The sequence below is a fragment of the Pseudomonas sp. R84 genome (genome assembly GCF_009834515.1).
Taxonomy (GTDB): Bacteria; Pseudomonadota; Gammaproteobacteria; order Pseudomonadales; family Pseudomonadaceae; genus Aquipseudomonas.
The window spans coordinates 4417677-4442783 of record NZ_CP019426.1 but is presented as its reverse complement, the minus strand read 5'-3'; the positions used below and the strand labels follow the sequence as shown (position 1 = coordinate 4442783).

At 56.1% G+C, this 25107-nt stretch carries 22 protein-coding genes and 2 pseudogenes; 17 read left to right on the top strand and 7 right to left on the bottom strand.

Features of this window, described 5'->3' with window-relative positions; all coding sequences use genetic code 11:
- Positions 1-10: 10 nt before the first annotated feature.
- From PspR84_RS19565 to PspR84_RS19540, 6 genes are all read left to right on the top strand, one after another.
- On the top strand, positions 11-1093 hold the full coding sequence (locus PspR84_RS19565) for a glycosyltransferase (protein WP_160058804.1): 1083 nt from the start codon (positions 11-13) through the stop codon (positions 1091-1093).
- A 15-nt stretch (positions 1094-1108) separates the two neighbouring features.
- Complete coding sequence (locus PspR84_RS19560) at positions 1109-2221, top strand: polysaccharide pyruvyl transferase family protein (RefSeq protein WP_095121071.1); 1113 nt, start codon at positions 1109-1111, stop codon at positions 2219-2221.
- Positions 2218-3450 (top strand): phosphoribosylaminoimidazole carboxylase, encoded by a 1233-nt coding sequence (locus PspR84_RS19555; RefSeq protein ID WP_160058803.1) that lies wholly within the window; start codon positions 2218-2220, stop codon positions 3448-3450. Before PspR84_RS19560 ends, PspR84_RS19555 begins: the two co-directional genes overlap by 4 nt.
- Complete coding sequence (locus tag PspR84_RS19550; RefSeq protein WP_160058802.1) at positions 3441-4544, top strand: hypothetical protein; 1104 nt, start codon at positions 3441-3443, stop codon at positions 4542-4544. Before PspR84_RS19555 ends, PspR84_RS19550 begins: the two co-directional genes overlap by 10 nt.
- 12 nt (positions 4545-4556) lie before the next feature.
- Positions 4557-5603 carry an acyltransferase gene (locus tag PspR84_RS19545; protein ID WP_160058801.1) on the top strand — a complete coding sequence of 349 codons (1047 nt, stop codon included), beginning with the start codon at positions 4557-4559 and terminating at the stop codon, positions 5601-5603.
- Positions 5604-5822: 219 nt separating this feature from the next.
- Entirely contained in the window at positions 5823-6953 is a 1131-nt protein-coding gene (locus PspR84_RS19540; protein WP_160058800.1) for a GDSL-type esterase/lipase family protein, read from the top strand.
- Between the two features lie 60 nt (positions 6954-7013).
- Here PspR84_RS19540 and PspR84_RS19535 read toward each other — a convergent pair whose 3' ends face one another.
- Entirely contained in the window at positions 7014-7427 is a 414-nt protein-coding gene (locus tag PspR84_RS19535; protein WP_160058799.1) for a mannose-1-phosphate guanylyltransferase, read from the bottom strand.
- Between the two features lie 29 nt (positions 7428-7456).
- Positions 7457-8290, bottom strand: a complete 834-nt coding sequence (galU, locus tag PspR84_RS19530) for a UTP--glucose-1-phosphate uridylyltransferase GalU (protein WP_007910549.1) — start codon at positions 8288-8290, stop codon at positions 7457-7459.
- 391 nt (positions 8291-8681) lie between these two features.
- Here galU and galE point away from each other — a divergent pair, with 391 nt between their 5' ends.
- The 6 genes from galE (at position 8682) to PspR84_RS19500 (ending at position 14881) form a co-directional block, all read left to right on the top strand.
- Positions 8682-9698 (top strand): UDP-glucose 4-epimerase GalE, encoded by a 1017-nt coding sequence (gene galE, locus PspR84_RS19525; RefSeq protein WP_160058798.1) that lies wholly within the window; start codon positions 8682-8684, stop codon positions 9696-9698.
- A 230-nt stretch (positions 9699-9928) separates the two neighbouring features.
- Positions 9929-10165 (top strand): hypothetical protein, encoded by a 237-nt coding sequence (locus PspR84_RS19520; RefSeq protein ID WP_007910552.1) that lies wholly within the window; start codon positions 9929-9931, stop codon positions 10163-10165.
- A gap of 144 nt (positions 10166-10309) precedes the next feature.
- Complete coding sequence (locus tag PspR84_RS19515; RefSeq protein WP_052178248.1) at positions 10310-11371, top strand: polysaccharide biosynthesis/export family protein; 1062 nt, start codon at positions 10310-10312, stop codon at positions 11369-11371.
- 11 nt (positions 11372-11382) lie between these two features.
- A complete protein-coding gene (locus tag PspR84_RS19510; RefSeq protein ID WP_160058797.1) occupies positions 11383-12048 on the top strand; it encodes a YjbF family lipoprotein in 666 nt (221 codons plus the stop codon).
- A complete protein-coding gene (locus PspR84_RS19505) occupies positions 12048-12806 on the top strand; it encodes a capsule biosynthesis GfcC family protein (protein ID WP_160060118.1) in 759 nt (252 codons plus the stop codon). Before PspR84_RS19510 ends, PspR84_RS19505 begins: the two co-directional genes overlap by 1 nt.
- The gene (locus PspR84_RS19500; RefSeq protein ID WP_160058796.1) at positions 12803-14881 is read left to right on the top strand and encodes a YjbH domain-containing protein; all 2079 of its coding nucleotides are present in this window, start codon (positions 12803-12805) and stop codon (positions 14879-14881) included. The genes PspR84_RS19505 and PspR84_RS19500 overlap by 4 nt, the downstream gene beginning before the upstream one ends.
- 753 nt (positions 14882-15634) lie before the next feature.
- Here PspR84_RS19500 and PspR84_RS19495 read toward each other — a convergent pair.
- The 3 genes from PspR84_RS19495 to PspR84_RS19485 all read right to left on the bottom strand — a co-directional run bounded on the left by PspR84_RS19495 (position 15635) and on the right by PspR84_RS19485 (position 19073).
- On the bottom strand, positions 15635-17029 hold the full coding sequence (locus PspR84_RS19495) for an undecaprenyl-phosphate glucose phosphotransferase (RefSeq protein ID WP_160058795.1): 1395 nt from the start codon (positions 17027-17029) through the stop codon (positions 15635-15637).
- Between the two features lie 391 nt (positions 17030-17420).
- Positions 17421-18053 carry a helix-turn-helix domain-containing protein gene (locus PspR84_RS19490; protein WP_160058794.1) on the bottom strand — a complete coding sequence of 211 codons (633 nt, stop codon included), beginning with the start codon at positions 18051-18053 and terminating at the stop codon, positions 17421-17423.
- Positions 18054-18332: 279 nt separating this feature from the next.
- Entirely contained in the window at positions 18333-19073 is a 741-nt protein-coding gene (locus PspR84_RS19485) for a winged helix-turn-helix domain-containing protein (RefSeq protein ID WP_160058793.1), read from the bottom strand.
- A 505-nt stretch (positions 19074-19578) separates the two neighbouring features.
- Between PspR84_RS19485 and PspR84_RS19480 the strand changes: the two genes are divergently transcribed.
- Positions 19579-20412, top strand: a complete 834-nt coding sequence (locus PspR84_RS19480; protein ID WP_110720582.1) for an undecaprenyl-diphosphate phosphatase — start codon at positions 19579-19581, stop codon at positions 20410-20412.
- Here PspR84_RS19480 and PspR84_RS19475 read toward each other — a convergent pair whose 3' ends face one another.
- Positions 20413-20841 (bottom strand): DUF2388 domain-containing protein, encoded by a 429-nt coding sequence (locus PspR84_RS19475; protein WP_160058792.1) that lies wholly within the window; start codon positions 20839-20841, stop codon positions 20413-20415.
- A 27-nt stretch (positions 20842-20868) separates the two neighbouring features.
- Positions 20869-21843: a tRNA dihydrouridine(20/20a) synthase DusA gene (dusA, locus tag PspR84_RS19470; protein WP_174244466.1), complete on the bottom strand. Its 975-nt coding sequence runs from the start codon at positions 21841-21843 to the stop codon at positions 20869-20871.
- Between the two features lie 139 nt (positions 21844-21982).
- Between dusA and PspR84_RS19465 the strand changes: the two are divergent.
- From PspR84_RS19465 to PspR84_RS19455, 4 genes and pseudogenes are all read left to right on the top strand, one after another.
- Positions 21983-22790 (top strand): annotated as a pseudogene (locus PspR84_RS19465) (site-specific integrase); the annotation flags it as partial.
- A gap of 329 nt (positions 22791-23119) precedes the next feature.
- A pseudogene (locus tag PspR84_RS29805) lies at positions 23120-23320 on the top strand (helix-turn-helix domain-containing protein); the annotation flags it as partial.
- 9 nt (positions 23321-23329) lie between these two features.
- Positions 23330-23536, top strand: a complete 207-nt coding sequence (locus PspR84_RS29710) for a hypothetical protein (protein WP_238785363.1) — start codon at positions 23330-23332, stop codon at positions 23534-23536.
- Positions 23537-23585: 49 nt separating this feature from the next.
- Positions 23586-25106, top strand: coding sequence for a ParB/Srx family N-terminal domain-containing protein (locus tag PspR84_RS19455; RefSeq protein ID WP_160058791.1), 1521 nt, complete (start codon positions 23586-23588; stop codon positions 25104-25106).
- Position 25107: the final 1 nt, after the last annotated feature.

The window sequence follows — 25107 nt, the reverse complement described above, 5'->3', positions numbered from 1 at the left end:
TGGGTGATTTGTGAAGAAAATACTGCACGTGGCAGAGACGATCAAAGGTGGCGTCGCGACGGTGATCCGGACGATTTCGGCTTCGCCTGAAGGCGATGCGGCGAACTACGAGCTGGTGTATCTGGTCCCGGACGATCAGGCCAAAGAGTTGCACGGCATCGGCGCGAAACAGATCCGCACCTTCCCGCGTACCGGGCGCAATGTGCCGTCGCTGTTGAGTTTTGCCTGGCGCCTGACCCAGGTGATGCTCAAGGAAAAACCCGATGTGGTGCATTTGCACAGCACCTTTTCCGGCGTGATCGGGCGATGTGTTTGTGTGCTGTTGCGACCGTGGCGCAAGCCGAAAATCGTCTACTGCCCGCACGCGTTTTCGTTCTTGATGGAAAGCTCGCCGACCAAGCAGAAAGTCTATGCGTGGATCGAGCGGGTGCTGCAGAAAGTCACCGACGTGATCATTTGCGTCAGCCAGTACGAACTCGACAAAGCCGCGCGCTTCGGCATCGAGCGCAAGCGCATGAAGCTGATCTACAACGGCATTCATCGCAAGGATGACGCGCCGAAAGCGGCGAGTCCCGAGCCGATTCATCTGCTTTTCGTTGGTCGCCTCGATTATCAGAAAGGCTTCGACGTGCTGCTCAAGGCCTTCGCCAATGTGCAGCGCAAAGACTTGAAGCTGACTGTGGTCGGCAGCGCGGTGAACGAGGACTCGGTGGAGTGCCCACCGATGGACTCTGTTGAATACCTGCCATGGGTAACGCCGAGCGAAGTGCAGGCGCTGTACCAGAAAGCCGATGCGCTGATTGTGCCAAGTCGCTGGGAAGGTTTCGCCATGGTGCCGCTGGAAGGCATGGCCATGGGTTTACCGGTGATTGCCAGCAACTGCACGTCGCTGCCTGAACTGGTCACCAACGAAGTCTCCGGTTATGTCTTCCCGTCCGGTGATCACCAGGCATTGACCGACGTGCTGACGATCATCCAGAAGCCGCGCCTGCTCGACCTCGGCAATGAAGGTCGGAGCATCGTCCGCGAGCGTTTCAGCGCCGCGTTGATGATTCGCCAGACCTACGACTTGTACCGCGCTCCCACTTTTTAAGTAGAACTCAAGCATATGAACGTAACGATTTTGCATGGCTACAGTGCCTCCAACTCCGGTGACGGCTTGCTCGTCGATCTGGCCATTGCCCTTGTGCAACGCAACTTTGGTGAAGACACCGCGATCAGTGTTGTCGCTTCCGATCCGGATTCTTTCAGCTACTTGCCGCACCCGCGTTTTGACGCGCCAGTGATGGCGGCCAAGGGTTTGGGCCGGGTCAAGCAAGCGGTGTTCCTTAATCAGTCCTACGCCGGGCTGGCGGATCTGCTGAAGAAAACCGATCTGATCGTCGGCGTCGGCGGCGGCTACATGCGCTCGAAAAGCGCTTTCGAACACATCAAGCTGAAACTCGGCCACGCCAAACAACTGGAAACCGCGATCCTCAGCAAAGTGCCGTCGGTGTACCTGCCGCAAAGCATCGGCCCGTTCCATGGCGAGAGCAGCAAGATCGTCGAACACTACGCCAGCGCCGATGCGGTGTTCGTGCGCGACAATCGCTCCTCGGCGATTTTCGATGCCTGTGCAAACGTCTACCGCGCACCGGACCTGGCAGTGCAGTCGCTGGCGAGCAAAATCCTCCAGCAAGCGAAGTTCACCCGCTGCGCGTCTTCGCCAGCCACGGTCTGCGTAGTGCTGCGCAAGCCGCCGGAGTGGAGCAAGGAAAAGAAAGTCGCTTACGTGGCCAATCTGAAAGTGCTGCTGCAGCGCCTGAAGAACAAAAGCAAAGTGGTCTGCGCCGTACAGAGCGCGGTGCGCGGCAATGATGACGGTGCTTTTTATCGCGAGCTGGGCATCACTGAAGACCTGTTGTCGCTGAAAGCGACGATTGCCAAATACCAACCGGACCTGGTGATTTCCGTGCGCTTGCACGGCGCTATCGAATCGCTGCTTTCCGGCGTGCCGGCGTACCACATCAGCTATGAACGCAAAGGCTTTGGCGCCTATCAGGACATGGGTGTCGAGGACTGGGTGATCAACGGCGGCGACATCAATGTCGACACCATCATCGACACGGTTTACGCGCCGAATGCGCTGTCGAACTTCGGCAAACGCCTGACGGATACCTGCCGTGAAATCGAAGCGAAAACCGTGGCCATGGATGACATCATCAAGGGTGTCGTTCGATGATATTTCGGCTGCTGCTTCGCGGCGGAGCGTTAGGCGCGAAGTTTTTGCTGGTGTTGGCGATCACCCATTACCTCGGATATGAGGCGCTGGGCTTTTACGGCGTGGTGGTCGCGGCATCGCTGATTGCGTCGAAGTTCTACAGCGTCGGTTTCAGTTCCGAGATCAATCGCTTGATCAGCGTCGGCGGCAGTTCGCGCCGCGTGGTCGACAAGGTTTTGCTGCTGTATCTGGCGGTGGGGCTGGTGCTGTCGGTGGTGACGGTGCTGATTTATTCACTGTTCCAGACAGTTGAAGCGACCGCCGCGCTGATCCTCTGTGTGACGCTGGTGTTGCTCACCGAACACCTGTCGTTCGAGATCAACTCGTTCGTGTTTTCCGCGCAGAAAGCCACGGCGGGCGCATTGCTGTTCTTCGTAAAGACCGGCCTGTGGGCGGTGTTGGCGGTGGGCGGGATGATGCTCGACTGGGTGTCGGGCATCGCCAGTGTGTTGTGGCTGTGGGTCGCCGCGAACGTGCTGGTGATCATCGCCGGTTACCTGATCGTGGTGAACGTGCACAAGGGACGAGTCGCCGGCACGTTGGCCACGGCCACGGTGTGGAAGGCCGGATTGCCGTTTTACCTCGGCACTGGATTGATCGCATTGAGTCAGTACGCCGAGCGCTTTCTGATCATCGATCTGGAACCCTACGCCAGCCTCGGTAAATACGTCTACGCGTGGTCGGCGGCGAACACTTTGCAGGCGCTGTCGTACGCCGTGGTGGCGGTAGTCGGGATTCCGGTGCTGGCCAAGCGTTTCCAAGCCGAGCAACAGGCGTTCACAGTCAAGCAACTGTTCATCAACAAGTGGGTGATGCGCTCGCTGCTGGTATCGGCGGCGGTGGCGGTGGCGATCTATGTGTTTTTCAACGTGGTGCTCGATTACGTCGCCACCAGCGTGCCGCGTCCGGACAATGTGATCCTCGGCGTACTGATTTTCTCCTTCGCCCTGCGCGCGATTGGCGACATCGTCTGGGGTGGTTTGATTGCCTCGAAAAACAGTCGAGTGTCACTGGCCAGCGCTGCCATTTGTTTGTTGATTTCGGTGCCGGTCAGCTATGTGTTGATCAAGCACTATTCGATCTACGGCGCGGCGTGGGGCAACGTCTTCGCGATCATCGTGCAACTGCTGGTGATTGCCGTGCTGACCCGCGCAACGGCCGGGAAAAAGGGCGCGTTGTCATGGGCCTGAAGCTGCCGTGCATCGAGTTTCGTGGCAAGCGACTCGATTCGTCGATCTCATTCCTGATCCTGTTCACCGGGCTGTTTCTGTCGGTGGCGATGCCGCTGTTGATCCCGCGTGATCCGGGCCCGGATGCGATGACCTTGTGGTCGTCCTACGCCCGTGCCGACAACTGCAATTTCTGGAACCCGTTCTCACCGGATCGCTCGTCCTACGAGTGTTCGGCGTTCCTGCTGCGGCCCACCGGGATCAACCTGACCAATGCCTGGGCCTACGGCATGTTCTGCAATTTTTTCCTCACTGCCATTCCGGTAGTGGTGTTTCGGCGCATGCCGTTGGCGATCTTCGGCACCCTGTGTCTGTGGGGCATCGTGCGCTCGTTTTTCCTGGAGAACCTGACCAAGGAAATCATTGTGTCGGTGGCGGTGTTGAGCATTCTGCTCAGCTCGCTGACGCGTAAATATCGTGGTGGTTTTTTCCTTTCGGCGGTGATCTACGGTGTGCTGATCCGGCCTTACTGGATTCTGTTTTCGCTGTCGTGGGTCGGCGTCTGTGTGATGAAAAAGTACGTGTCGCGCACGACGTTCTTCCTGATGCTGTTCTTGTTTTATCTGGCGGTGGCGATGTCGATCCAGCTCGCACTGGGCTTTCCGGTGTCATCGATTCGCGCCAGTAACAACGAACTGCGCACGGCGGGCGAGGAGGGCTCGAAGTCATTGATTGTCTCGTGGCTCACGGGCAGCGATTTTGTTTCGCAGGCGCTGGACTCGATGATCATCTTCTTCCGCCTGTCGTTCCCGGTGGAGCTGATTCTGCTGTCCGGCCCGGGTCAGGTGATCTTCGTCGCGTTGATGATCATGACCGCGTTGCTGCTGTTCAAAGTCATCACCTCGACCGATTACAAAGGCGCGCCGATCCAGACCAAACCCAAGGAACTGATCGCGATTCCGCTGGCGTTTCTGCTGGTGCAAGGGCTGTTCGAGCCGGACTTCGGTTCCTTCGCCCGGCACTTCTCGATGGTGGTGCCGGTGTTGTTTGTCGGCCTGGGCTTGATGCTGCGGGCGAACAAACCGGTGCAGGTTGAATCAAGAATTCTGAATTGAGGCAGGTGCTTTATGTCGAGCAAGAAAAAGTCCCTGGAGATTGAAACCCTGCGTGGCCTAGCGTGCCTGTTGCTGGTGCTCTATCACGTCATCGGGCCGTTGGGCGGCGGGTTGAAAATCGACATCGGCTCACCGTTCCGGGTGATCGCCGATTCGATGGTGTACGTGCGTATGCCGCTGTTCACCTTCATCTCCGGGTACATCTATTCGATCTACAAGATTCGCGGCAATGACTTTTCCGCGTTCTTCAGCGGCAAGGTGCGCCGCTTGATCGTGCCGCTGTTTTGCGTCGGCGTGCCGTTCTCGGTGCTGCAAGCAGTGGGACCGGGGGTGAACAAGGACGTCGGGGTGATCGACGCGTTGTTGTCGTTCTGGGTGCCGATCAACCACTTCTGGTTCCTGCAGGCGGTGTTCATCATTTTCATGTTCGTCGGGCTGCTGGAGTGGCGCGGGATGCTGCGTTCGGCGACGCGGTTGTATGGGCTGTTCGCGTTTGCGGCAGTGTTGTTTTTGTTGCCGCCGTTCAAGTTCGATGCGTTCGGGATCAACGGCGCGATTTATCTGCTGCCGTTTTTCGTGGCAGGGATGATTGGCCAGGAGAATGTCGACCGGTTGAAGCAGACGTTCAAAGTGATCGGGCCGCTGGTGTTGGTGTTGATCTCGCTGACGTTGTTGTATGTCGCGGCGATTGATCGTGAGTTGATTGTTGATCGTCGCAGTCTGATTGGTTTGACCGTGGGTTGCGTGTCCTGCATCGCGCTGCTGTCGAGTGATGTACGGTCGAAGGCGCTGACCTGGTTGGGCGGTTATTCCTATGCGATTTTCCTGTTTCATGTGTTGTTCGCGGCGACGTCGCGATTTGTGCTGGGACGGTTGGGGGTGAAGGATGAGAGCTTGCTGGTGCTCGGTGGGCTGAGCTTTGGCTTGCTGGGGCCGGTGGTGTTGTCGATGGTTTTCAGTCGGTTCAATTTCACTTCGGTGCTGTTCCTCGGCGAGCGCGTGGCGAAGAAGAAACCGGTGGCGCCCATCGTCCCTGTGGTGCAGACGCAAAACAGCTAAAAGCTTCGCGAGCAAGCTCGCTCCCACAAATTTTCTTGGTGTACACAGATTTAGCGGATGACCGCGATAAATGTAGGAGTGAGCCTGCTCGCGATAGCGTTGTGTCAGTCAATGCATTTGTATTGGATAGACCGCTATCGCGAGCAGGCTCACTCCTACAGTTGATCTCTGTACACCCAAGCATTCAGTGGGCCATTCCAGACTGAAGGAAAATTTTGCATGTTGGCAGTAGATGATGCGCAACCCGTGGCGGCCTCGGTGGTTCAGGTGGGCGACGCCCGCGAGCGATTCGCGCAGTGGCGTGAAGGCAAGGCCGGCAAGGTGTTGTCGGTCTCGGTGATCGGCGACAGCTACAGCGCCGGACAGGATTTCTACCTGAATAAGCTGGTGCAGCGCGTGGCCGGGGAGGTGGGTTTTGCCGGGCCGGGTTACGTCGGTTTCAACCACGGCGCGGCGCTGGGCGGCACGCATTTCAAATACACCCGCAGCAGTGACAAGTACTTCGGCGGCGACTGGAAGGTTTCAGACCTGGGCCAGGCGAGTCCGGACAGTCGCACGGTAACAGGCCGGCCCGGCGCATGGTTGCAAGTGGATGCCAGTCCTTCGCCGCGCATTGATACGGCGGTCACTCAGGCGAAACTGCTTTATCTGGGCAACGGTGAATCCAGCGAGCTCCGCTATCGCTGGTCTCCCGCGCAAGACTGGCAACCCCTGAAGCTTGAAGGTTCGGGCGTTCAGGAAGTCGCGCTGACAGGCCTTTCGGCAGCGAAAGACTGGTCCTTCAAACTGGAAGTGGTGAAGGGCGCGCCGACGTTGTTCGGCCTGTGGATGAGCAACGAGCAGAACGGCGTGCGGGTCTCGAAACTGGCGGCATCGGGTGCGGCCTCTGCGGACTTCTATCACAAGGATCCGCAATGGCAGGTGCAGTGGAAAGCTGCGGTGTCGAAGATCCCCGCTGATGTTTACCTGATCATGCTCGGCGGTAACGATCAAGGGTTCGGCGTCAAGCCTGCACAGTACTTGCAGAACGTTCAGGGGCTGGTGGGCATGCTGCGCGAGATTCAGCCGCAGGCGAGTATCAACCTGATCATGCGTCAGGACACCACGCGCTCCAGTGCGTATCCGATGTCGGCGTACGCGCAGGTGCTTGAGCCGTGGGCGCGGGAGCAGCATCTGGGATATGCCAATCTGCAATGCGCGTTCGGGCCCGACGTCAAACGCTACGCGGCGGCGATGATCGGCCCGGACAAGATCCATCCGGTGCCGGCCACGGGCGGGAAGGTGATTGCTGATTACTTCTACGGCTGGATCATGGGCGCCAAGGATCGTTGCGACACCCTCCCGAAATAACCACCAGACCCACTGTAGGAGCAGCCTTCGGCAGCTCCTACAGGGGGAATGTGTCAGGCATTAGACGTCCTGGGCGAAGGCGTCGACTTGCTCGAGCAACTCCGCAATCTTCTGCGGCATCAGCCGCGTATCGCACCGAGTCTCAACGTTAACGATGATCGCCGGATCGTTGCAGCAAATCCGCACGCGAAAGCGCCAGTCGCTGAAGATCACCTTCAGACCATCTTGGTCATCCATTTCCAACGCCTGCTCGCCATACAGCTTTTTCAAATGCGCGAGCAGCGGATACGGATCGCGCAACGGCCGGCGAATATCGCCTGACGCGGGAAATACGCCAATCCGCTCCACCAGCAGAATCGTGCCCAGCCAGGTTTCGTTGGCGCTGGGCAACGGCTGATGGCGCGACAACCAGCTCATCACCCCGAGGTTACCCACCTCGCGTTCAATCTCTACGGAATGTTGTGCAATGTTCATGGTGGCCTCGTTGGGTGAAGGGAGCCGTCTCAGCGGCCCTTGAGATAAACGTTTTCGTAGCAGAAATTGGTCGCCTGCAAGTAACCCTCGGCGTCACCGCAGTCAAACCGCAAGCCTTTGAATTTGTAGGCCAGCACGCAACCGTTCTGCGCCTGTTTCATCAGCGCGTCGGTGATCTGGATCTCGCCGCCCTTGCCCGGTTGGGTGTCGGCGATCAGGTCGAAGATGTCCGGGGTGAGGATGTAGCGACCGATGATCGCCAGGTTCGACGGCGCGTCTTGCGGGGCCGGTTTTTCCACCATGTTGTTGACCCGGTAGATGCCGTCGGACATCAGTTCGCCGGCGATCACCCCGTACTTGTGGGTCTGGTCGGCCGGGACTTCCTGGATGGCGACGATCGAGCAGCGGAATTTCTTGTATAGCTCAATCATCTGGGTAAGCACGCCGTCACCTTCGAGGTTCAGGCACAGGTCATCGGCCAGCACCACGGCGAAGGGTTCGTCGCCGATCAGTGGACGACCGCTGAGAATCGCGTGGCCCAAGCCTTTCATTTCCACCTGACGGGTGTAGGAGAAGGTGCAGGTGTCGATCAGCTCGCGGGTGCCGGCAAGGAACTTCTCTTTCTCGGTACCACGGATCTGATGTTCGAGTTCGTAGCTGATGTCGAAATGGTCCTCCAGAGCACGCTTGCCGCGACCGGTGACGATGGCCATGTGTTGCAGGCCGGCGTCCCGCGCTTCTTCAACGGCGTATTCGATCAACGGCTTGTTGACGATCGGCAGCATTTCTTTCGGCATGGCTTTGGTGGCCGGCAGGAAACGCGTGCCATAGCCGGCAGCGGGGAACAAACATTTACGAATCATAAAAGTATCCTGGACAGTCATGGAACACAGGCGACAGATGCGCGCACTAATAAAGGGCGTATAAGTTTCAATGTTGGATTGAAGGCTTACTTTAATACCTGAGTCAGGTTATTAATGGCAAATGCGAGTGACGGTAAAACACGACAATGTTATGAGATGTCGGTAAGTGCGTTGTTAGTTATTTTTAGTCGGTATCTGTTGATAGTGATGAGTGCACAGGGAGTGCTAATAAGTACCAAGCAATACAGTGTGACCTGCAAAAATATTTATTGCCAGTCATTGAACTAGTTTTGTTTTCGGTTGTTGTCGCCTGTTTGTGTGGATTGTGACACATCTTCAATAAATCAGGCTTGACACGCTACTTGTCACTCATCCAAAGACGGATAGCACTATGAAGATTCTGGTAACGGGTGGTGCCGGCTATATCGGCTCGCATACCACACTTGCATTGCTTGAAGCAGGTTATGAAGTTGTTGTACTGGATAATCTTTGCAACAGCAGTGAAGCCGCGTTGCACGCCGTTGAGGGCATCTGCGGCAAGAGTGCCTGGATGATCCGTGGTGATGTCTGTGACCGGGCACTGCTCGACCGGATTTTCCGCGAGCACAACATCGAAGCGGTGCTGCATTTTGCCGGCCTGAAAGCGGTCGGCGAGAGCGTGCGCAAGCCGCTCGAGTACTACGAGACCAACGTCAGTGGCAGCATCAATCTGTGCCAGGCAATGGCGGCGGCGGGGGTGTTCCGGCTGGTGTTCAGTTCGTCGGCCACGGTGTACGGCGAGCCTGAGCAGATGCCGATCCGCGAGGATTTTCCCACCGGCAATCCAACCAATCCCTACGGCCAATCCAAGCTGATCGTCGAGAATGTCCTGCGCGACCTGAGTCAGGCCGAGCCGCGCTGGAGCATCGCCTTGCTGCGTTACTTCAACCCGATCGGCGCCCACCATAGCGGCCATATGGGCGAAGACCCCAACGGTATCCCGAATAATCTGGTGCCTTACATCAGCCAGGTCGCGGTCGGCAGCCTGCAAGAGCTGTCGATCTTCGGCAACGATTACCCGACCATCGATGGCACTGGCGTGCGCGACTACATCCACGTCGTCGATCTGGCCGACGGCCACTTGAAGGCGCTGCAGTCGATCTCAGAGCGTACCGGCATTCATACCTGGAACCTCGGCACCGGCGATGGCTACAGCGTGCTGCAAGTACTCCACGCCTTCGAACAGGCCTGCGGGCAACCGGTGCCGTATCGGATGATGCCGCGCCGTTCCGGGGATATCGCCGAGAGCTGGGCCGATGCTTCCAAGGCTGCGAAGGAACTTGGCTGGAAAGCCACGCGCAACTTGCAGGACATGGTCACCGACACTTGGCGCTGGCAATCGAACCATCCCAAAGGCTACTTGCGATGATGGCCATTTAACCCAATGTTATCTTCAGTCAGGTTGTTAGATAACGTCGGGAAATTACACTGGCAATGCCTTTTGCAAGTCCGTAGATATAAACCTGCCGTTCGACTTTTATCAGTTGGGTAAGACTGTGAAAGAACAACGGAACTTGTTCGCGCTTTTTGCGGACTTGAACTCACCACCGCTAACTCAGGCCGGTTTTTTAACAGGTCGAATGTTAGAAAGGAGTTGATATGAAAAAAGTGATGGCAGTTGCCCTGTTGACGATGTTGAGCAACTGGGCTGCCGCCGCTGAAGCACCGCTGACAGCGGTAACCAATGTAGGTGGCAACGTGGCGGCTTCTCAAGCGCCCGCAGCCAGTACTGCAATGGTTGCCAGTGCTGTAGCGGCGTCTAACAGCGGTGGCAGTGCCAACGGCGGTACCACCGGTACGACGGGTACCACCGGTACAACCGGCACGCATAACTAACAGGAAGTTCTGTTAGTGCAGTACAGGGTCGCCCGACGCAAGTCGGGTGACTTTGTTTTTGGATTCGCCCTTGAATAGCGTAGTGCCATTATGACTCGTAGTGTTTATCTTTTAATGTTGGCAAGTCTCGCTCTGCAAGGTTGCATGTTTTCCCCCGGTCAATACCTCAGCACCAGTGACATCACCCGCCAGGGTGCCAGCGAAAGCAGCCGGGTCGAGCTGATCCCGATCACGCCCAAGCTGATTGCCATGAACCGCGCCACGCAAAAGCGTGAGTCGCTGCCGCCGGAACTGTTGGCGACCCCGGCCGAATACCGCATCGGCAACAACGATGTTCTGTACATCACCGTGTGGGATCACCCTGAGCTGACGGCCCCGTCCGGCGCGCAACAACAGATCGATGCCAACGGCCGTCTGGTGCGCTCCGATGGCACGCTCTATTACCCGTTCATCAAGGAAGTCCAGGCCACCGGCCGGACCATCCAGCAACTGCGCTCGGACATTGAACAACGGCTGTCGGCATTCATCGCCGAGCCGCAAGTGGATGTCGCGGTGTTGCGTTTCGCCAGCCAGAAAGTCGTGGTCACCGGTGCGGTAACCAAGGCCGGTCCGCAAGCGATTTCTACCAATCCGCTGAGCGTGGTCGAAGCCCTCGGTTCGGCCGGCATCGATACCAACAACGCCGATTTGTCCGGGCTGCTGCTGACGCGCAAAGGTCGCACTTATCCGCTCAATCTCGACTCGCTCAATCAGCAGGATTCCGAGTTGCAGAACGTCTACCTCAAGGGTGGCGATCAGCTGTATCTGCCGTACAACGACAACAAGCGCATCTACGTGATGGGCGAGGTCAATCAGCCGCGTGCGCTGAGTTTCAAGACCGCGACGATGAACCTCACCGACGTGCTCGGTTCGGTCGGCGGCCTGGCCCAGACCACCTCCAATGGCAACGCGGTCTATGTCATTCGTGGCGTGGAAAACCTTGATGTCGAACCGGCGAAGATCTACCAGCTGGAAGCCGAATCGCCGACCGCCATGGCGCTCGCTTCGCACTTCGAAGTCCGCCCGCAGGACGTGGTGTATGTCGGGCCTGCCAACGTGACTCGCTGGAACCGCTTGATCAGCCAATTGGTGCCGTCGGCATCGATTGTCGGCACTGGCGCTTCCGCTGCGAAGAACTGGAGCGAATACAGTAACAACAGCAAATAAGGTCGCCGACTTTGAACATTTTGAAAGTTGGCCTGTGCCTGATGGCGGCCTCGTTGCTGTGCGGCTGTAACCCGCTGATGAGCGCTTCGTTGAATAACCTTAAAGCGGCGGTCGTCGGCCCGGATGAAGTCGACGTATCGGCGGCCGAAGTCGCCGGGGTCAACTACCCGCAACTGAAACTGACCACGCCGTCCGGCTCCGGGGTGCTGGCGCTGGTGCGCGAGCGCGAAGACCTGCAGTTCTGGGTCGCTTCCGGCAAACAGGTTCTGCTGCTGCGCAATGGCCTCGCCGTGCGCACCATTGGCTTGGGTCTGGAAGGCGATCTCGATGGCACGCGGCTGGCCGATGACTCGCCGTTCAAGCAAGGCCTGCATCACGTCGCCGACGGTTTCACCACGCGGCGCTGGATCGACCTCTACAAGGGTCAGGAAGTCGGGGTGATCGTCAACAGCCGCTTCTCCCGCCGCTCGGAACAGACCCTGCAGATTCTCGACAAGGAATACACCGTGCTGCGTGTCGATGAGCAGATTGACGCCCCGGCCATCGGCCTGAGCGCGACCAATCGTTACTGGGTCGACCCGCGTGACGGTTTCATCTTGCAGAGCGAGCAGCAACTGACGTCGCAGTTGCGCGTCAAGGTCGTGCAACTGACCCCAGATCGCAGGCACCTGCCGTGATGCGCCTGAAAATGTTGTCGGCGGGCTTGATGCTGGTCGCGAGTGTGAGTCAGGCGGCCGTCACGGTGTCGGGTGATGTCGCCAATCCCGGACCAATCCCGCTGCCACCCGGCGGGCGCTTGCTCGATGTCATCAGCGAAGCCGTGCCGAATGCCGAAGGCTATTGGCTGGCGGGCGGCTTGCTGCGGCAGTCGCTGATAGAAGAGCAGACACGGCTGAAGGTCGGTGTGCTGTTTGATCTCGATGTGCTGCAACGCATGTCGATGCTGTTCGATCTGCCGAGTCGGGCGGCACTGGCGCAGCGCATTGCCGAACAAGTGCGGCAGATGCCGGTGACCGGACGGCAGATTGCCGATCTTGATCCGGTGGCGCTGGAAGTTGGCTTCGCGCGCAACATTCGCCTCGATGACGGCGATCGTCTGGTCTATCCGAAGCGCGTCGACGAAGTGCAAGTACTGGGCGCCGTCGCCGAGCCGTGCCACTTGCCGTATCAGCCGTTGCAGGAGGCCCGTGAATACCTGCAAGGCTGTTCGATTCTGGACGATGCCGAAGCCGATTACCTGTGGCTGATCCAGCCCAATGGCGCTTCGCAACGTGTCGGCATCGCCCATTGGAATCGCGAGTCCGGACACTTTCCCGTGGCCGGCAGCAAGATTCTGGTGCCGTTGAAAAATGATGATCTTGATCCGCCTCTACCTGAACTGAATCAGCAGTTGGCCGAATTCATTGCCACGCAGCTGGCCGAGGTGGTTCGTTGAAGTTACGTTTTGCAGCTGTGTTGTTATTGCCTTGCGGTCTGGCCCATGCCGAGCCGCGTATTACTCAGAATGACTTCGGTGGCACCGGTCTGTTGCAGACGCCGACCGCGCGCATGGCCCCGGCCGGCGAGTTGAGCGTCAACGCCAACCGCACCGATCCGTACAGCCGCTACAGCGTGTCGTTGCAGCCGCTGGACTGGCTCGAAGGCTCGTTTCGCTACACCGCGATCACCAACCGGCCGTACGGCTCGGAGGCCCTCAGCGGTAGTCAAAGCTATAAGGACAAGGCGGTCGACGTCAAAGTCCGGCTGTGGCAGGAAAGTCACTGGCTGCCCGATGTGGCGCTGGGCTTCCGAGATATCGGTGGTACCGGTTTGTTCTCCAGTGAATTTTTCGTCGCCAACAAGCGCTACGACAACTTCGATTTCAGTGCCGGGATTGCCTGGGGTTACCTCGGTAATCGCGGCGATATCGACAACCCGTTGGGCTACATCAGCGATCGCTTCGATACCCGTCCCGCGCTCGAAGGCACCGGTGATGTCAACTCGGGTTCGTACTTTCGTGGCCGGCCGTCGTTTTTCGGCGGCGTGAGCTATCAGACGCCGTGGGATCGCCTCAGCCTGAAACTCGAATTCGAAGGCAACGACTACAAGCACGAGCCGAAGGACAACGAGATCAAACAGGACTCGCCGATCAACCTTGGCGCGGTATTCAAGGTGACTGATTCGGTCGATGTCAGTGCGGCGTGGGAGCGCGGTAATACGGCGATGTTCGGCGTGACTTTCCACACCAATTTCGTCAGCCGCAAGGCACCGGCGAAGACTTACGATCCGACCCCGGAACCGCTGCCGGCGAAGGCACCGAACACAGCGATGGACCAGGTCAACTGGGCCAACGTCTCGCAGCGTTTGCAGCAGAACGCCGGCTATAAGGTCGAGCGCATCACCCAGCGTGATTCCGAGCTGATCGTCTATGGCGAGCAGCAGCGTTATTTCCATTCGTCCAAGGCTGTGGGCCGGGCGAGCCGGATTCTCGACAACAGCGTCAACGACGATATCGACTGGTTCACCGTGGTCAACAAGCGCTACGACTTGCCGCTGGAAGAAACCAGTTTGCCGCGCCAGACCTTCCGCGAAGTGATCAACAACGAAGAGCCACTTGAATCGCTGCACCGCACCACCGAGATCAACCCGGCGATGCCGCACAACGAGAAAACCCTCTACACCGAAGTACCGCAGCATTTCAGCTATGGCGTGGGGCTGGGGTTCAAGCAGAACGTTGGTGGTCCGGATGGCTTGCTCTATCAATTGAGCGCCGATGCCGACGCCGAATATCGCTTCAACCGCAACACCTGGTGGAGCGGTTTGCTCAGCGCCAACCTGGCCAACAACTTCGACAAATTCACCTACGACGCGCCGAGCGGTTTGCCGCGCGTGCGCACGGATTTGCGTCAGTACCTGACCACGTCTAACACCACCATGCCGTTGTTCCAGGTCAGCCATGCCGAGCAGTTGGATAAAGACTGGTACGGCATGGTGTATGGCGGTTATCTGGAATCGATGTTTGCCGGTGTCGGCGGTGAAGTGTTGTTCCGCCCGACCGGTGAGCGCTGGTCGGTGGGCGCGGATCTGAACTGGGTGCGTCAGCGTGATTTCGATCAGGGCTTTGCCTTGCGCGATTACTCGGTGGTGACCGGGCATGTCACGGCTTACACCGATTTGCCGTTCGATACGCTGGCGGCGGTTAGCGTCGGGCGTTATCTGGCCGGGGACTGGGGCGGCACACTGGACATCTCGCGCGAGTTTTTCAATGGCGTGCGATTTGGTGCGTGGGCGACGATCACCACGGCGGGCAGCGCCGAGTACGGCGAAGGTAGTTTCGACAAAGGCATCTACCTGTCGATCCCGTTCGACGAAATGATGAGCATGTCGACCATGCGCCGCGCCAACCTGGTCTGGGCCCCACTGACCCGTGACGGTGGCGCGCGACTGAGTCGCAGCTATCAACTGCACTCAATGACCGATAGCCGGGAAGGGGACATGTTTTATCGGAATTTCGAGAAGATTACCGAGTAAGCGCAGATCTCCGAAACACCGCATAAACCTGTGGGAGCGAGCCTGCTCGCGATAGCGTCCGACCGGCCGACATCTCTGTTGCCTGATCCACTGCCATCGCGAGCAGGCTCACTCCCACATTGGATATTTGTCACACCACAAATCCCCAGCCAACACAAATCCCCTGTAGGAGTGAGCCTGCTCGCGATAGCGTCCGTACAGTCGACATCCCCGTTACCTGACCCAGCGCTATCGCGAGCAGGCTCGCTCCTACATTGGCTATTTGTCACACCAAAAATCCCGAGCCAAGCACAAATCCCCTGTAGGAGTGAGCCTGCTCGCGATAGCGTCCGACCAGCCGACATCCCTGTTGCCTGACCCACCGCCATCGCGAGCAGGCTCACTCCCACACTGGCTATTTGTCACACCACAGATCCCGAGCCAACCACAAATCCCCTGTAGGAGTGAGCCTGCTCGCGATAGCGTCCATACAGTCGACATCGCTGTTACCTGACCCACCGCCATCGCGAGCAGGCTCACTCCTACATTGAATATTTGCTACGCCACAGAGCGTGAGCCGTCCATAAACCCCTGTGGGAGCGGGCTTGCTCGCGAAGGCGTCAGCACATCCAACATCAATGTTGCCTGACCCACCGCCTTCGCGAGCAGGCTCGCTCCCACAGTTTTTGCATTCACCCGCAATCCAGCGCCGCTCCCAAATCCCACGCACAAAAAAGGGGACTTTCGTCCCCTTGCGGTATCCAGCTTCGAATCTCAGTAAATATCCTTCGACAGCAACGTAAACGGCGTCTTCACCAGGATCTTCAGATCCAGCCACAACGACCAGCTGTTGATGTACTGCAGGTCAATCTCGACACGCTTCTGCATCTTGTCGATGGTGTCCGTCTCACCGCGGCAGCCGCTGATCTGGGCCAGCCCGGTGATCCCCGGTTTAATCCGGTGACGCGCCATGTACGCGAGGATTTTCCCCGAATAGTAGTTGTTGTGTGCGACGGCGTGCGGGCGAGGGCCGACCAGGGCCATATGCCCTTGCAGTACGTTGAACAGTTGCGGCAATTCATCGAGCGAAGTGCGGCGGATAAAGCGGCCGACTGCGGTAATGCGCGAGTCATTACGGCTGGCCTGCTTTACATCACGGTCATCGTGAACACGCATCGAGCGGAACTTCCAGACCTTGATCACCTTGCCATTCCAACCATGGCGATCCTGTTTAAAGAACACCGGGCCGGGCGAGTTGATCTTCACCGCCAACGCAATGATCAGCAGGATCGGACTCAGCGCGATGATCGCCAGAAACGCCACGGTTTTCTCGACCAGACTCTTGCTCAAAGCAGCAGTAGGGCGGCTGGTCAGAGGGCTCTCGTTCAAGTAGATCGCCGGCAGACCGTCCACAACCTTCACCGAGTGATTGAGCAGCGTCAGACTGTTCAAGTCCGGCACCCACACCACATCAACGTTGGCCCCTAGCAAGTCACCATAAATCGCTTCGATTTTCGCGGCTTCAGACAACGGCAGGGTGATGTACAAACGACGGATGTCATGCGCTTCGATCAGCTCCAGCAACTGTTCCTGATCGCCAACAACGCGCGGTGCATCCGAACCCAGCACAGACACATCGCCATTGCTGACCAAACCTACCAATGGCAGGTTTTCCAGTTGGCTGAGCTTCTTCGCCAGACCCAACGCCAGTTCGCCGGTGCCGACAATCAGCGTCTTGTGCTCGCTTTTACGCGAACGCTGGTAGTACTTGGAAAACGCATGCAGCGGAGCGTAAAGAAACGCCTGACCGAGGAAGCCATACACCGCCCAGCTCAGAATCACCTGCCGCGAAAACAGCTCATCGGCCTGGCAGACAAAGGCGATGCACGCCAGCGCCGCCATGGTCATCGACCAACCCATGAACAGTCGACCGAGACCGGTCAGGTAGTTGTCACGTTTGCGATAAACACCGCTAAACGTATAAGCCGGCACCGACGCCAGTACTGCCAGCGTTGCACACATCCGGTAGTAGAACGCGACCGTCCCGGTGTGCTGCTCGGCGAGTATGAACAACAGCGTCACCACAAAGCCTTGTGCCAGCGCCCATTGGCCCCAAAAGGTCAGTCCCTTGAGGCCTGTGCTTCGATTGATACTTAGAGAAAGATCCATACGGTATCCCCAAAAGACGTCCATTCAGGTTTCAACAGTTGAAATCCGAGTTGTTATGCAGACTTATTGTTTTTGTTCTAGCGAGTGTCCTGAGGTAACAACATCGATATGCCGAACTGTCGTCAGTCAATAGACTAAGTTATTGGCTGGAATGGTGTCTGACGAGTTCTAACAAGATGGCACAGTGCCAACTTTTTAATAATTAAATAGAAGGGTGTTAGAAAAGGTCGTAGAGGAAGGGGTGAATAAATGATGTTGTATTTGTTACTGTTGGAGGGGTGGAGGCAGGGAGTTTTTAATTCAAGGGAGGAAGATGAAGCCAAACAGAGTGCTCTTGTTGTTTTTGTAATCGCACTTTTTCTGTTTGTTCTGTTCGTGGAGGTCTTGCGGGTTACGCGACGACTTCCTGAATCAGGCAATAACCGCGATTTCTGACGGCACGAAACAGTCGCTCACCATTACTGGCGCTTTTGAATTTGTCTTGCAGGCGACTCAGGCACATTTCCAGGCCGCGATATTGTTCCGGTTCTCGACCGATGCTGAGAATCAGCTCGTCACGACTGACAACACGCTCTTCATGGCTGAGCATTTTCCTGACCAATGCTGTTTCCAGGCCAGTCAGGCTGATTTCAACACCTTCTTTGACCAGTGCACCCTGATCAGGGTGGAGATGCCAGGTTTCATTGCCGGGCATATCACCTTCAACGGCAGGCGGCATGTTGCGGGTTTCCGCGCTTATCGCCGGGACATTCTGGAAGGGATTGGCCGATTGCGCTGCCCGCCATTCGGACTCAAGTGTGGCCAATATCCGCTGAGTATCATGTTCGATACTGCGCGGGGCATTTTTGCGACTGATGCCTGGATATGTGAACTCCATCACCATTGGAGCGGAAGAGGGCGAATCAACCCCTTCAAACGAATTGAAACGTTCACTGGACAGCATGCTCTCCAGTTCGCGTTGCGACGTTGTACTGTGAGTCACGACAACAAAATATTTCCTTGGGAGGGTTGTACTAGTTTCCATGTCTCTCTCCTAAATACATACCAAAATTGGCTAAAAGAAAAATCGGCAGGCGAGCAATGACTTCCTCGGAAGTAATCGATAGGCAGGGTCTGGGCCCAAGAATGGCCCTCGATAAATTCCACTCGAACTGCTGCTATGTTATGGAGTTTTATTGTTATGGGTCGTGTTGTCGCGCTCATTCAATTGCTTGATTTCAAACAGGCGTGAAGCAGAACTGGAGCTATATGGTTGCATCAGACGATCCTTCGTACGTATGCAAATGGGATGGCTGCCCGAGAGTCAGGCAGTCGATATCAGACCCCGCAGCAGGCGATAGCCATAGCCGCGAATGCTCTGAATCGCGTTTGTACCATACATGTCCTTGATTTTTCCACGCAAGCGACTGATTGATTTCTCCAGTGCGCGAGGGTCGTAGAAATTGGTATTGAGGCCCATGATGCTGGCGATTTCATCATGGCTCAGAATGTGATTACCGGTTTGCGCAAAGGCTTCGAGGATCTTCATTTCGGCAAACGAGATATCGAGTTTCTTGCTGGTGCCCATCAGGCAGATACGGGTCGGATCAAGCGTCAGATCGATATCGCGTTGCCATTCTTCACTATTGAAGAACTCGCCCAGCAACTCGGCGCCATCGTCGGAAAGGGTATTGAGCTTGATACAAACATCCGCGCCAGCCAGATAATATTTGATCTTGTTGAAGGCGCCGCGACCGGTGATGACCGCGCAAATGATCGGCTTCAAGTTGTCGCTGCGCAGGTTCTCGACCAGCGCCAGATTGTCTTCGAGGGCCTGTGGGCTGTCGATAACCAGGAAGATGGCTCGATACGAACCAGACTGTTCGTTCAACTGATATGAACTAGTGTACGCATCGGCTTCGAGCGCCACATCAGTGCGTAAATGCTGGGCGACTAGCGCTTTGAAATGTTCAGCCACGCCACGGGTACGACCCAGAGTAAGAACACCGGGTTCGTCGTTTGTCGGGCGCGGACTTCTAGTCGCTAAGTTCCCTGAGAGCATCATGCATTGACTCGAATTAAGTGCTGACATCGGGATGTTAAAGCACCGGTTCTCATCTGTGACTGACAATTGGTAACATTCACGCGATTTTTAGACGTGGCTCCCGAGTTTTCTAACAATAATTAAGCTTTTCAAGCTTTTAGTTGATTTTCTCGAAGGGGTGAACTACTGCTTAGATGGTGGCGATATGCAATGGTGCCACTATTTTGAGCTTATTGCGATAGCCATGTCCATGTCTAATTGCCACTGTCTGGCCATCTCTGAATAATGTGATATTGATCACACTTTATTGTCAGAGCAACTTTTTTCTGCAAAAAGGCCTAAATATTTTCTGCGTAGTTCGTCAGCCGACGATTACTAACATGGCTTGAGTGTGTCTTTTAATAAGACGTAATCTTTGTGGCTGATGAACTTTTGCGTTTATGTATGTCAATGGTCTCACTGCAGATACTCAACCCCTGAGTGTTATTACCCGGTCGCTCGCCAAGAGCGCTCTGTCGGAGGATTAATGGATTTCTGGACCCTTTTCCAGGTGTTGATATTAGGTGCGGTAGAAGGCCTGACCGAGTTCTTGCCGATCTCGAGTACCGGCCACCAGATCATCGTCGCCGACCTGCTGGAATTCGGCGGTGAACGCGCCATGGCCTTCAACATCATTATTCAACTGGGTGCCATCCTTGCCGTCGTCTGGGAATTTCGACCGAAGATCTTCGAAATCGTCAAAGGCCTGCCAACTCAACGCAATGCACAACGTTTCACCCTCAATTTGCTGATCGCCTTTCTGCCCGCCGTGGTCTTGGGCGTATTGTTCGCCGACGCCATCCACGAATACCTGTTCAACCCGATCACCGTCGCCGTGGCACTGGTCGTCGGCGGCATCATCATGCTGTGGGCCGAACAGCGCAGCCATGTGATCAGCGTCGAACACGTCGACGACATGCGCTGGTCTCACGCACTGAAAGTCGGATTCGTACAATGCCTGGCGATGATTCCCGGCACCTCACGCTCCGGCTCGACCATCATCGGCGGCCTGCTGTTCGGCCTGTCGCGCAAAGCCGCCACCGAGTTCTCGTTCTTCCTCGCCATGCCGACCATGGTTGGCGCCGCCGTCTACTCCGGCTACAAATACCGCGACCTGTTCCAACCCAACGACCTGCCGGTCTTCGCCCTCGGCTTCGTCACCGCATTCATCTTCGCCATGATCGCCGTACGTGGCCTGCTCAAATTTATCGCCAACCACAGCTACGCCGCGTTCGCCTGGTACCGGATCGCGTTTGGTTTGTTGATTCTGGCAACGTGGCTGTTTGGCTGGGTCAACTGGACCGCAGCAGCGGCAGCCTGATCACTGAGCGCTGATCAACGCCGCAACGGCGAGATCGTTTAACGCCGAATCCGGCGACTCCTGTCGATAGCGCTGCAAGGCCGAGGTGAAATACGCGGCCTGCAGCATGCCGTCGCTGGCGAGGAAGTACCGCGCGGCTTCGATTTCCTCAGCCGAGTAAACACGTTTTTTGAGGCCGGATACGTCCGAGGTTCCATCGACCGACACCATCGTCGCCGTGAACACCAGAAAGCCGGACATTTGCGTTGATTCAAAAGGGCCACCGCTCCCTTCACCACACCCTCGCGCAAAATTGCAGTCGGCGAAGACGCTGGAGGAAACCGTCGAGCATAAAGCGAGGAGGATGAAGCTATTCAATAGAGCACGTTCAAGCGCGGGCATAGCCAAAAGACATCCTGTCAGTACATCAAAACGCCGGGCAACGCTCATGCGTCGCCCGCACACTCAAACCATCAATCAACGACCTTCAAGCAACTCAGCTGCCTGATCCAGCAACGCCAGCGGATCCTTGGCCTTGTGAATATCCACCGACAACAACTGACGGAATTTCCGCGCCCCCGGGAAACCCGTACCCAGGCCCAGCACATGGCGCGTGATGTGATGCATCGCCCCACCGGCCAGCAAATGCTCGGCTATATAAGGACGCAACTGCGCCAACGCCTTAGCCCGACTGATCACCGGCGCCGAACTGCCAAACAACTGCTGATCCACCTCCGCCAGCAAATACGGATTGTGATAAGCCTCACGCCCCAACATCACACCGTCGAACGTCTGCAAATGCTCATGGCAAGCCTCCATCGTCTTGATCCCGCCATTCAGCACAATCTCCAACTCCGGAAAATCCGCCTTCAGCTGCGCCGCCACGTCATAGCGCAACGGCGGAATGTCGCGATTCTCCTTTGGCGACAACCCCTCCAGAATCGCAATCCGCGCATGCACGGTGAAACTCGTACACCCCGCATCGCGCACTGTGCCGACGAAATCACACAGCTCCGCGTAACTGTCCCGACCGTTGATGCCGATGCGATGCTTCACCGTCACTGGAATCGACACCGCGTCTTGCATCGCCTTCACACAATCCGCCACCAATTGCGGGTGACCCATCAGGCAGGCGCCGATCATGTTGTTCTGCACACGATCGCTTGGGCAGCCGACGTTCAAGTTCACTTCATCGTAGCCATGCTCCTGGGCCATGCGTGCGCAGGCGGCCAGATCCAACGGAACGCTACCGCCTAACTGCAAGGCGAGAGGGTGCTCGGCTTCGTTGTGACGGAGGAAACGTTCGTGATCGCCGTTGAGCAGCGCACCGGTGGTGACCATTTCGGTGTAGAGCAGGGCGTTCTTTGACAGGAGGCGTAGGAAGAAACGGCAATGGCGGTCGGTCCAATCCATCATGGGTGCAACACTAAAGCGCCGAGACAGCGTAGGCATTGGTTTTACTGGGCTAAGGCTCTGATTCTGTACCATTTTACTCAACGTGTTTTCGGCGTGTTTTAGGGCGTTTTCAGGCGTTTTTTAGGTCTCGGTGGTACGATGTACCACTTCAAAACTGACGCGTACCACTTTCGATATGGCAGCTATCAGGGCAAGAAAACTTGCGGGATGGTTCTTTGAGCCATACCGCTCAGATCCGCGTCAAGCGTGATGGGGTGCAAGTCTACCAAGAGAGCCAGACCTTCGCCCGGAAACACGCTGTACAGGCTTGGGCGCGTAAGCGTGAATCGGAACTTGATGAGCCTGGTGCGATCGAGCGGGCGAGCCGCAAGGGCGCTACCGCCAAAGAGTTGATTGATCAATACCTTCGCGAGGTCAAAAAAGCGCGGCCCTTGGGCAAAACCCAAAAGGCCACTCTTACGGCCATCGGTGCCAGCTACTTCGGCAAGCCCAACGATACCGATATCAATACGCAGTGCCTAGTGGACTTCGCCCTATGGCGCATGAGTGCCAAAGGGGGAGGCGTCCAAGCGAAGACCGCCGGCAATGATCTTGCGCACCTCGGCGCCGTGCTTTCCATCGCCAGGGACGCATGGGGCTATCAGGTCGATCCGCTGGCCATGGCTGGTGCGCGGCGAGTGCTGGGCAAACTCGGCTACAACCTAAAGAGTCGTGAGCGGGACCGGCGTCCGACACTGGATGAGTTGGGCAAGATCATGACCCACTATAAGGACATGCAGGCGCGGCGGCGGAGCGTCACCAACATGCTGAAGGTCGTAGGCTTCGCCCTGTTCTCAACCCGCCGCCTCGATGAAATCACCCGCATTCGCTGGGCGGACGTAGACGAGGCTGGCCAGCGCGTCCGGGTTCGGGACATGAAGAACCCCGGCCAGAAGATCGGCAGCGACGTTTGTTGTTACTTGCTAGATGAGGCGTGGCGGATAGGGTCAGCTGGCCTTAGCGAAGGGGTGGTTGAGGAGGCCGGGGAGCAGCTCTGCGCCAATCTGCTGGGACAAGTCGCGCATGATCGAGAAGGCAATGCGTCCGTTGGGCAGGGTGGCGGAGCCGGCCCAGCAAGCGACTGTCTGGGTACGGTATGCGGGTCGTAACCTTTGGCCAGGGCGAACTGGCGGAAAGACAAGTCCTGCTCGATCAGGCGAGCGCGGATTTGGTTGGGGTTCATGGCTTGCGGCCTCCTTTGGGGGTAAGCTGTACTCATTGCGCATAAAGATAATTATGCATAAAGGATAAATTAGCATGGTTTTTGTTTGAGATGCATAAAGACTCACTGGATGCCGTACTTGGCCGGATGATGGGGTACTACTTGGTTACCACTGATAGCGCCCTATCTAGAGTGCTTCCTGTGAATCGGCAAACACTCGCGGGCTGGCGGAAACGAGACAGTGTTCCTTATGGGGAGTGCATAAAATTCTGCGAGATGCATGGCATCAGTCTCGACTGGTTGTTGACTGGGGACGGTCAAATGTTGCGCAGCGAGGTGGGCAAAGCAGCCCCGGAGGGTGCCGAGAATCCCCGCGAACAGGCTTTGTTGACTCTATGGCGAGAGCTGGACGAGGATGCCCAACGAGAAATACAGCGCGCTGCTGAAGAGAAGAAACGCCTGACCACACTCGAACAGCGTGTGTCGGAGTTGGAGGCCGTTGTCGCAGATGGCAAAAGGCTGGCATGATCTGTTCCAACTGGGAACAATTGCCGGCTAAGTTTCTGGCCATGAGTCCATGAATAGCCAAGCCGTTTTTGCCGTAACAGATACTTCAGGTAGGGTAAAGGGATTTATGTCAAAAAATATCGTTCTTCCTATTTCTAAAATTCTCATGGATGAGGAAAACCCTCGGCACGACAAAATTAATGGGCAGAAAGAAATTCTCAATTGGCATGTGGAACATCTTGGTTCAAAGCTAATACTTTTGATGAGAAGTTTGGCTGAAAATGGTCAAAGTGATATTGATAAAGTTCTCGTTACTCCTGTGAAAGGGATGCTTGATAAGTATGTTGTAAAAGAAGGAAATCGTAGGGTCGCGGCGCTCAAGTTACTCAATGATCCGTCTCTTTGCGATGATGATTTATTCAGGCGCAGAATTGAAAGTGTCAATATAAGTGATCAACTTTCATTTGAGATCGACTGTGTTAACATCAAGGATCAACGGCGAGTGGCTTGGTTGATGGGGCTGCGACATCTCGGTGAACAGGGAGGGGTCGGCACCTCTAAGTGGGGGGCCGTTGAGAAAGATAGGCATACGCAAGATGTCTTGGGTGGAAACAGGTACTGGCGGTCGCTGTATTTTATCGACTATGCAAAAAATCATGGTTTGATTGCTGACCAACAGGCTGCTCGACTCAATGATCGGATCACAACTCTAGATCGACTTATTTCGAATAAAGATTTCAAAACTACTTTAGGTGTTGTTTATAAAGATCGGAATGTAGTGCTAACCATTCCTGAGGACATTCATCGTCTTTTGTTGGGTGCCGTCCTTGAGCAAATTTCCTTGCCTGACTTTAAGGTGAAGGAAGTATATGACTCAGATAAAAAATTTGATTTTCTTACCCGGGTTGTTGAGCAGGCCAAAATTGCGCATGAGAAAACGGCACTTGGATTGAGCGAGAAATCGGGGTCTGAGGAGAGAACGACTGGAAGAAACGGTCCCGCTCATGCTTCAGGTCATACTGCAGCTGATCAGAATGCGAAACCTACTGCGGAGGGGGAAAAGGCACATCTGATTGAAAAACAACTGCCCAGAAAAACTAGGAAAGACCCTAATCCCGCTCAGAGGGATAAGTTGTTTGTCAGCAGTATTACTATTCCTTCTGTCGAGTCCAAGTGTAGTCGCTTGTATAATCAAATAGACAGCCTGAAGCTAAGTGAGCACGGGTTGGTGGTTGCCTGCGCCGCCAGGGCCCTTGTAGATATATCTATGCAAATATACATTGAAGAGTTTGCACTTGTTGCTGCTGAAAAGAGAAATCGTTTTGGGCAAATCCCATTGCCCGACATGATCAAAACTTGTGCTGAGCATCTTTTCTCAAACGGGCAGATTTCAAAGGATCTGAAAAATTCGATATTAAGTGGCGAGGTCTCGAATCCAAATAGTTTTGCTAGTCCTCAAGCTTTACATTCGTTTCTGCACGGCAGATATACAAACTCAATGGAGGGTTTGAAAGCCGCTTGGGAAAGCTGCTATGAAGAACTTCTTCGCAGTTCTTGGCGTGCGGTAAAGGCAAATAAGGGAAACTCTTAAC

Excerpts from the sequence above, each read along its gene's own strand:
- PspR84_RS19560 (WP_095121071.1), top strand. The coding sequence starts at position 1,109 with ATGAACGTAACGATTTTGCATGGCTACAGTGCCTCCAACTCCGGTGAC.
- PspR84_RS19555 (WP_160058803.1), top strand. The coding sequence starts at position 2,218 with ATGATATTTCGGCTGCTGCTTCGCGGCGGAGCGTTAGGCGCGAAGTTT.
- PspR84_RS19550 (WP_160058802.1), top strand. The coding sequence starts at position 3,441 with ATGGGCCTGAAGCTGCCGTGCATCGAGTTTCGTGGCAAGCGACTCGAT.
- PspR84_RS19545 (WP_160058801.1), top strand. The coding sequence starts at position 4,557 with ATGTCGAGCAAGAAAAAGTCCCTGGAGATTGAAACCCTGCGTGGCCTA.
- PspR84_RS19540 (WP_160058800.1), top strand. The coding sequence starts at position 5,823 with ATGTTGGCAGTAGATGATGCGCAACCCGTGGCGGCCTCGGTGGTTCAG.
- PspR84_RS19535 (WP_160058799.1), bottom strand. The coding sequence starts at position 7,427 with ATGAACATTGCACAACATTCCGTAGAGATTGAACGCGAGGTGGGTAAC.
- galU (WP_007910549.1), bottom strand. The coding sequence starts at position 8,290 with ATGATTCGTAAATGTTTGTTCCCCGCTGCCGGCTATGGCACGCGTTTC.
- galE (WP_160058798.1), top strand. The coding sequence starts at position 8,682 with ATGAAGATTCTGGTAACGGGTGGTGCCGGCTATATCGGCTCGCATACC.
- PspR84_RS19520 (WP_007910552.1), top strand. The coding sequence starts at position 9,929 with ATGAAAAAAGTGATGGCAGTTGCCCTGTTGACGATGTTGAGCAACTGG.
- PspR84_RS19515 (WP_052178248.1), top strand. The coding sequence starts at position 10,310 with ATGTTTTCCCCCGGTCAATACCTCAGCACCAGTGACATCACCCGCCAG.
- PspR84_RS19505 (WP_160060118.1), top strand. The coding sequence starts at position 12,048 with ATGCGCCTGAAAATGTTGTCGGCGGGCTTGATGCTGGTCGCGAGTGTG.
- PspR84_RS19495 (WP_160058795.1), bottom strand. The coding sequence starts at position 17,029 with ATGGATCTTTCTCTAAGTATCAATCGAAGCACAGGCCTCAAGGGACTG.
- PspR84_RS19490 (WP_160058794.1), bottom strand. The coding sequence starts at position 18,053 with ATGGAAACTAGTACAACCCTCCCAAGGAAATATTTTGTTGTCGTGACT.
- PspR84_RS19485 (WP_160058793.1), bottom strand. The coding sequence starts at position 19,073 with ATGATGCTCTCAGGGAACTTAGCGACTAGAAGTCCGCGCCCGACAAAC.
- PspR84_RS19480 (WP_110720582.1), top strand. The coding sequence starts at position 19,579 with ATGGATTTCTGGACCCTTTTCCAGGTGTTGATATTAGGTGCGGTAGAA.
- PspR84_RS19475 (WP_160058792.1), bottom strand. The coding sequence starts at position 20,841 with ATGAGCGTTGCCCGGCGTTTTGATGTACTGACAGGATGTCTTTTGGCT.
- dusA (WP_174244466.1), bottom strand. The coding sequence starts at position 21,843 with ATGCCTACGCTGTCTCGGCGCTTTAGTGTTGCACCCATGATGGATTGG.
- PspR84_RS29710 (WP_238785363.1), top strand. The coding sequence starts at position 23,330 with ATGTTGCGCAGCGAGGTGGGCAAAGCAGCCCCGGAGGGTGCCGAGAAT.
- PspR84_RS19455 (WP_160058791.1), top strand. The coding sequence starts at position 23,586 with ATGAATAGCCAAGCCGTTTTTGCCGTAACAGATACTTCAGGTAGGGTA.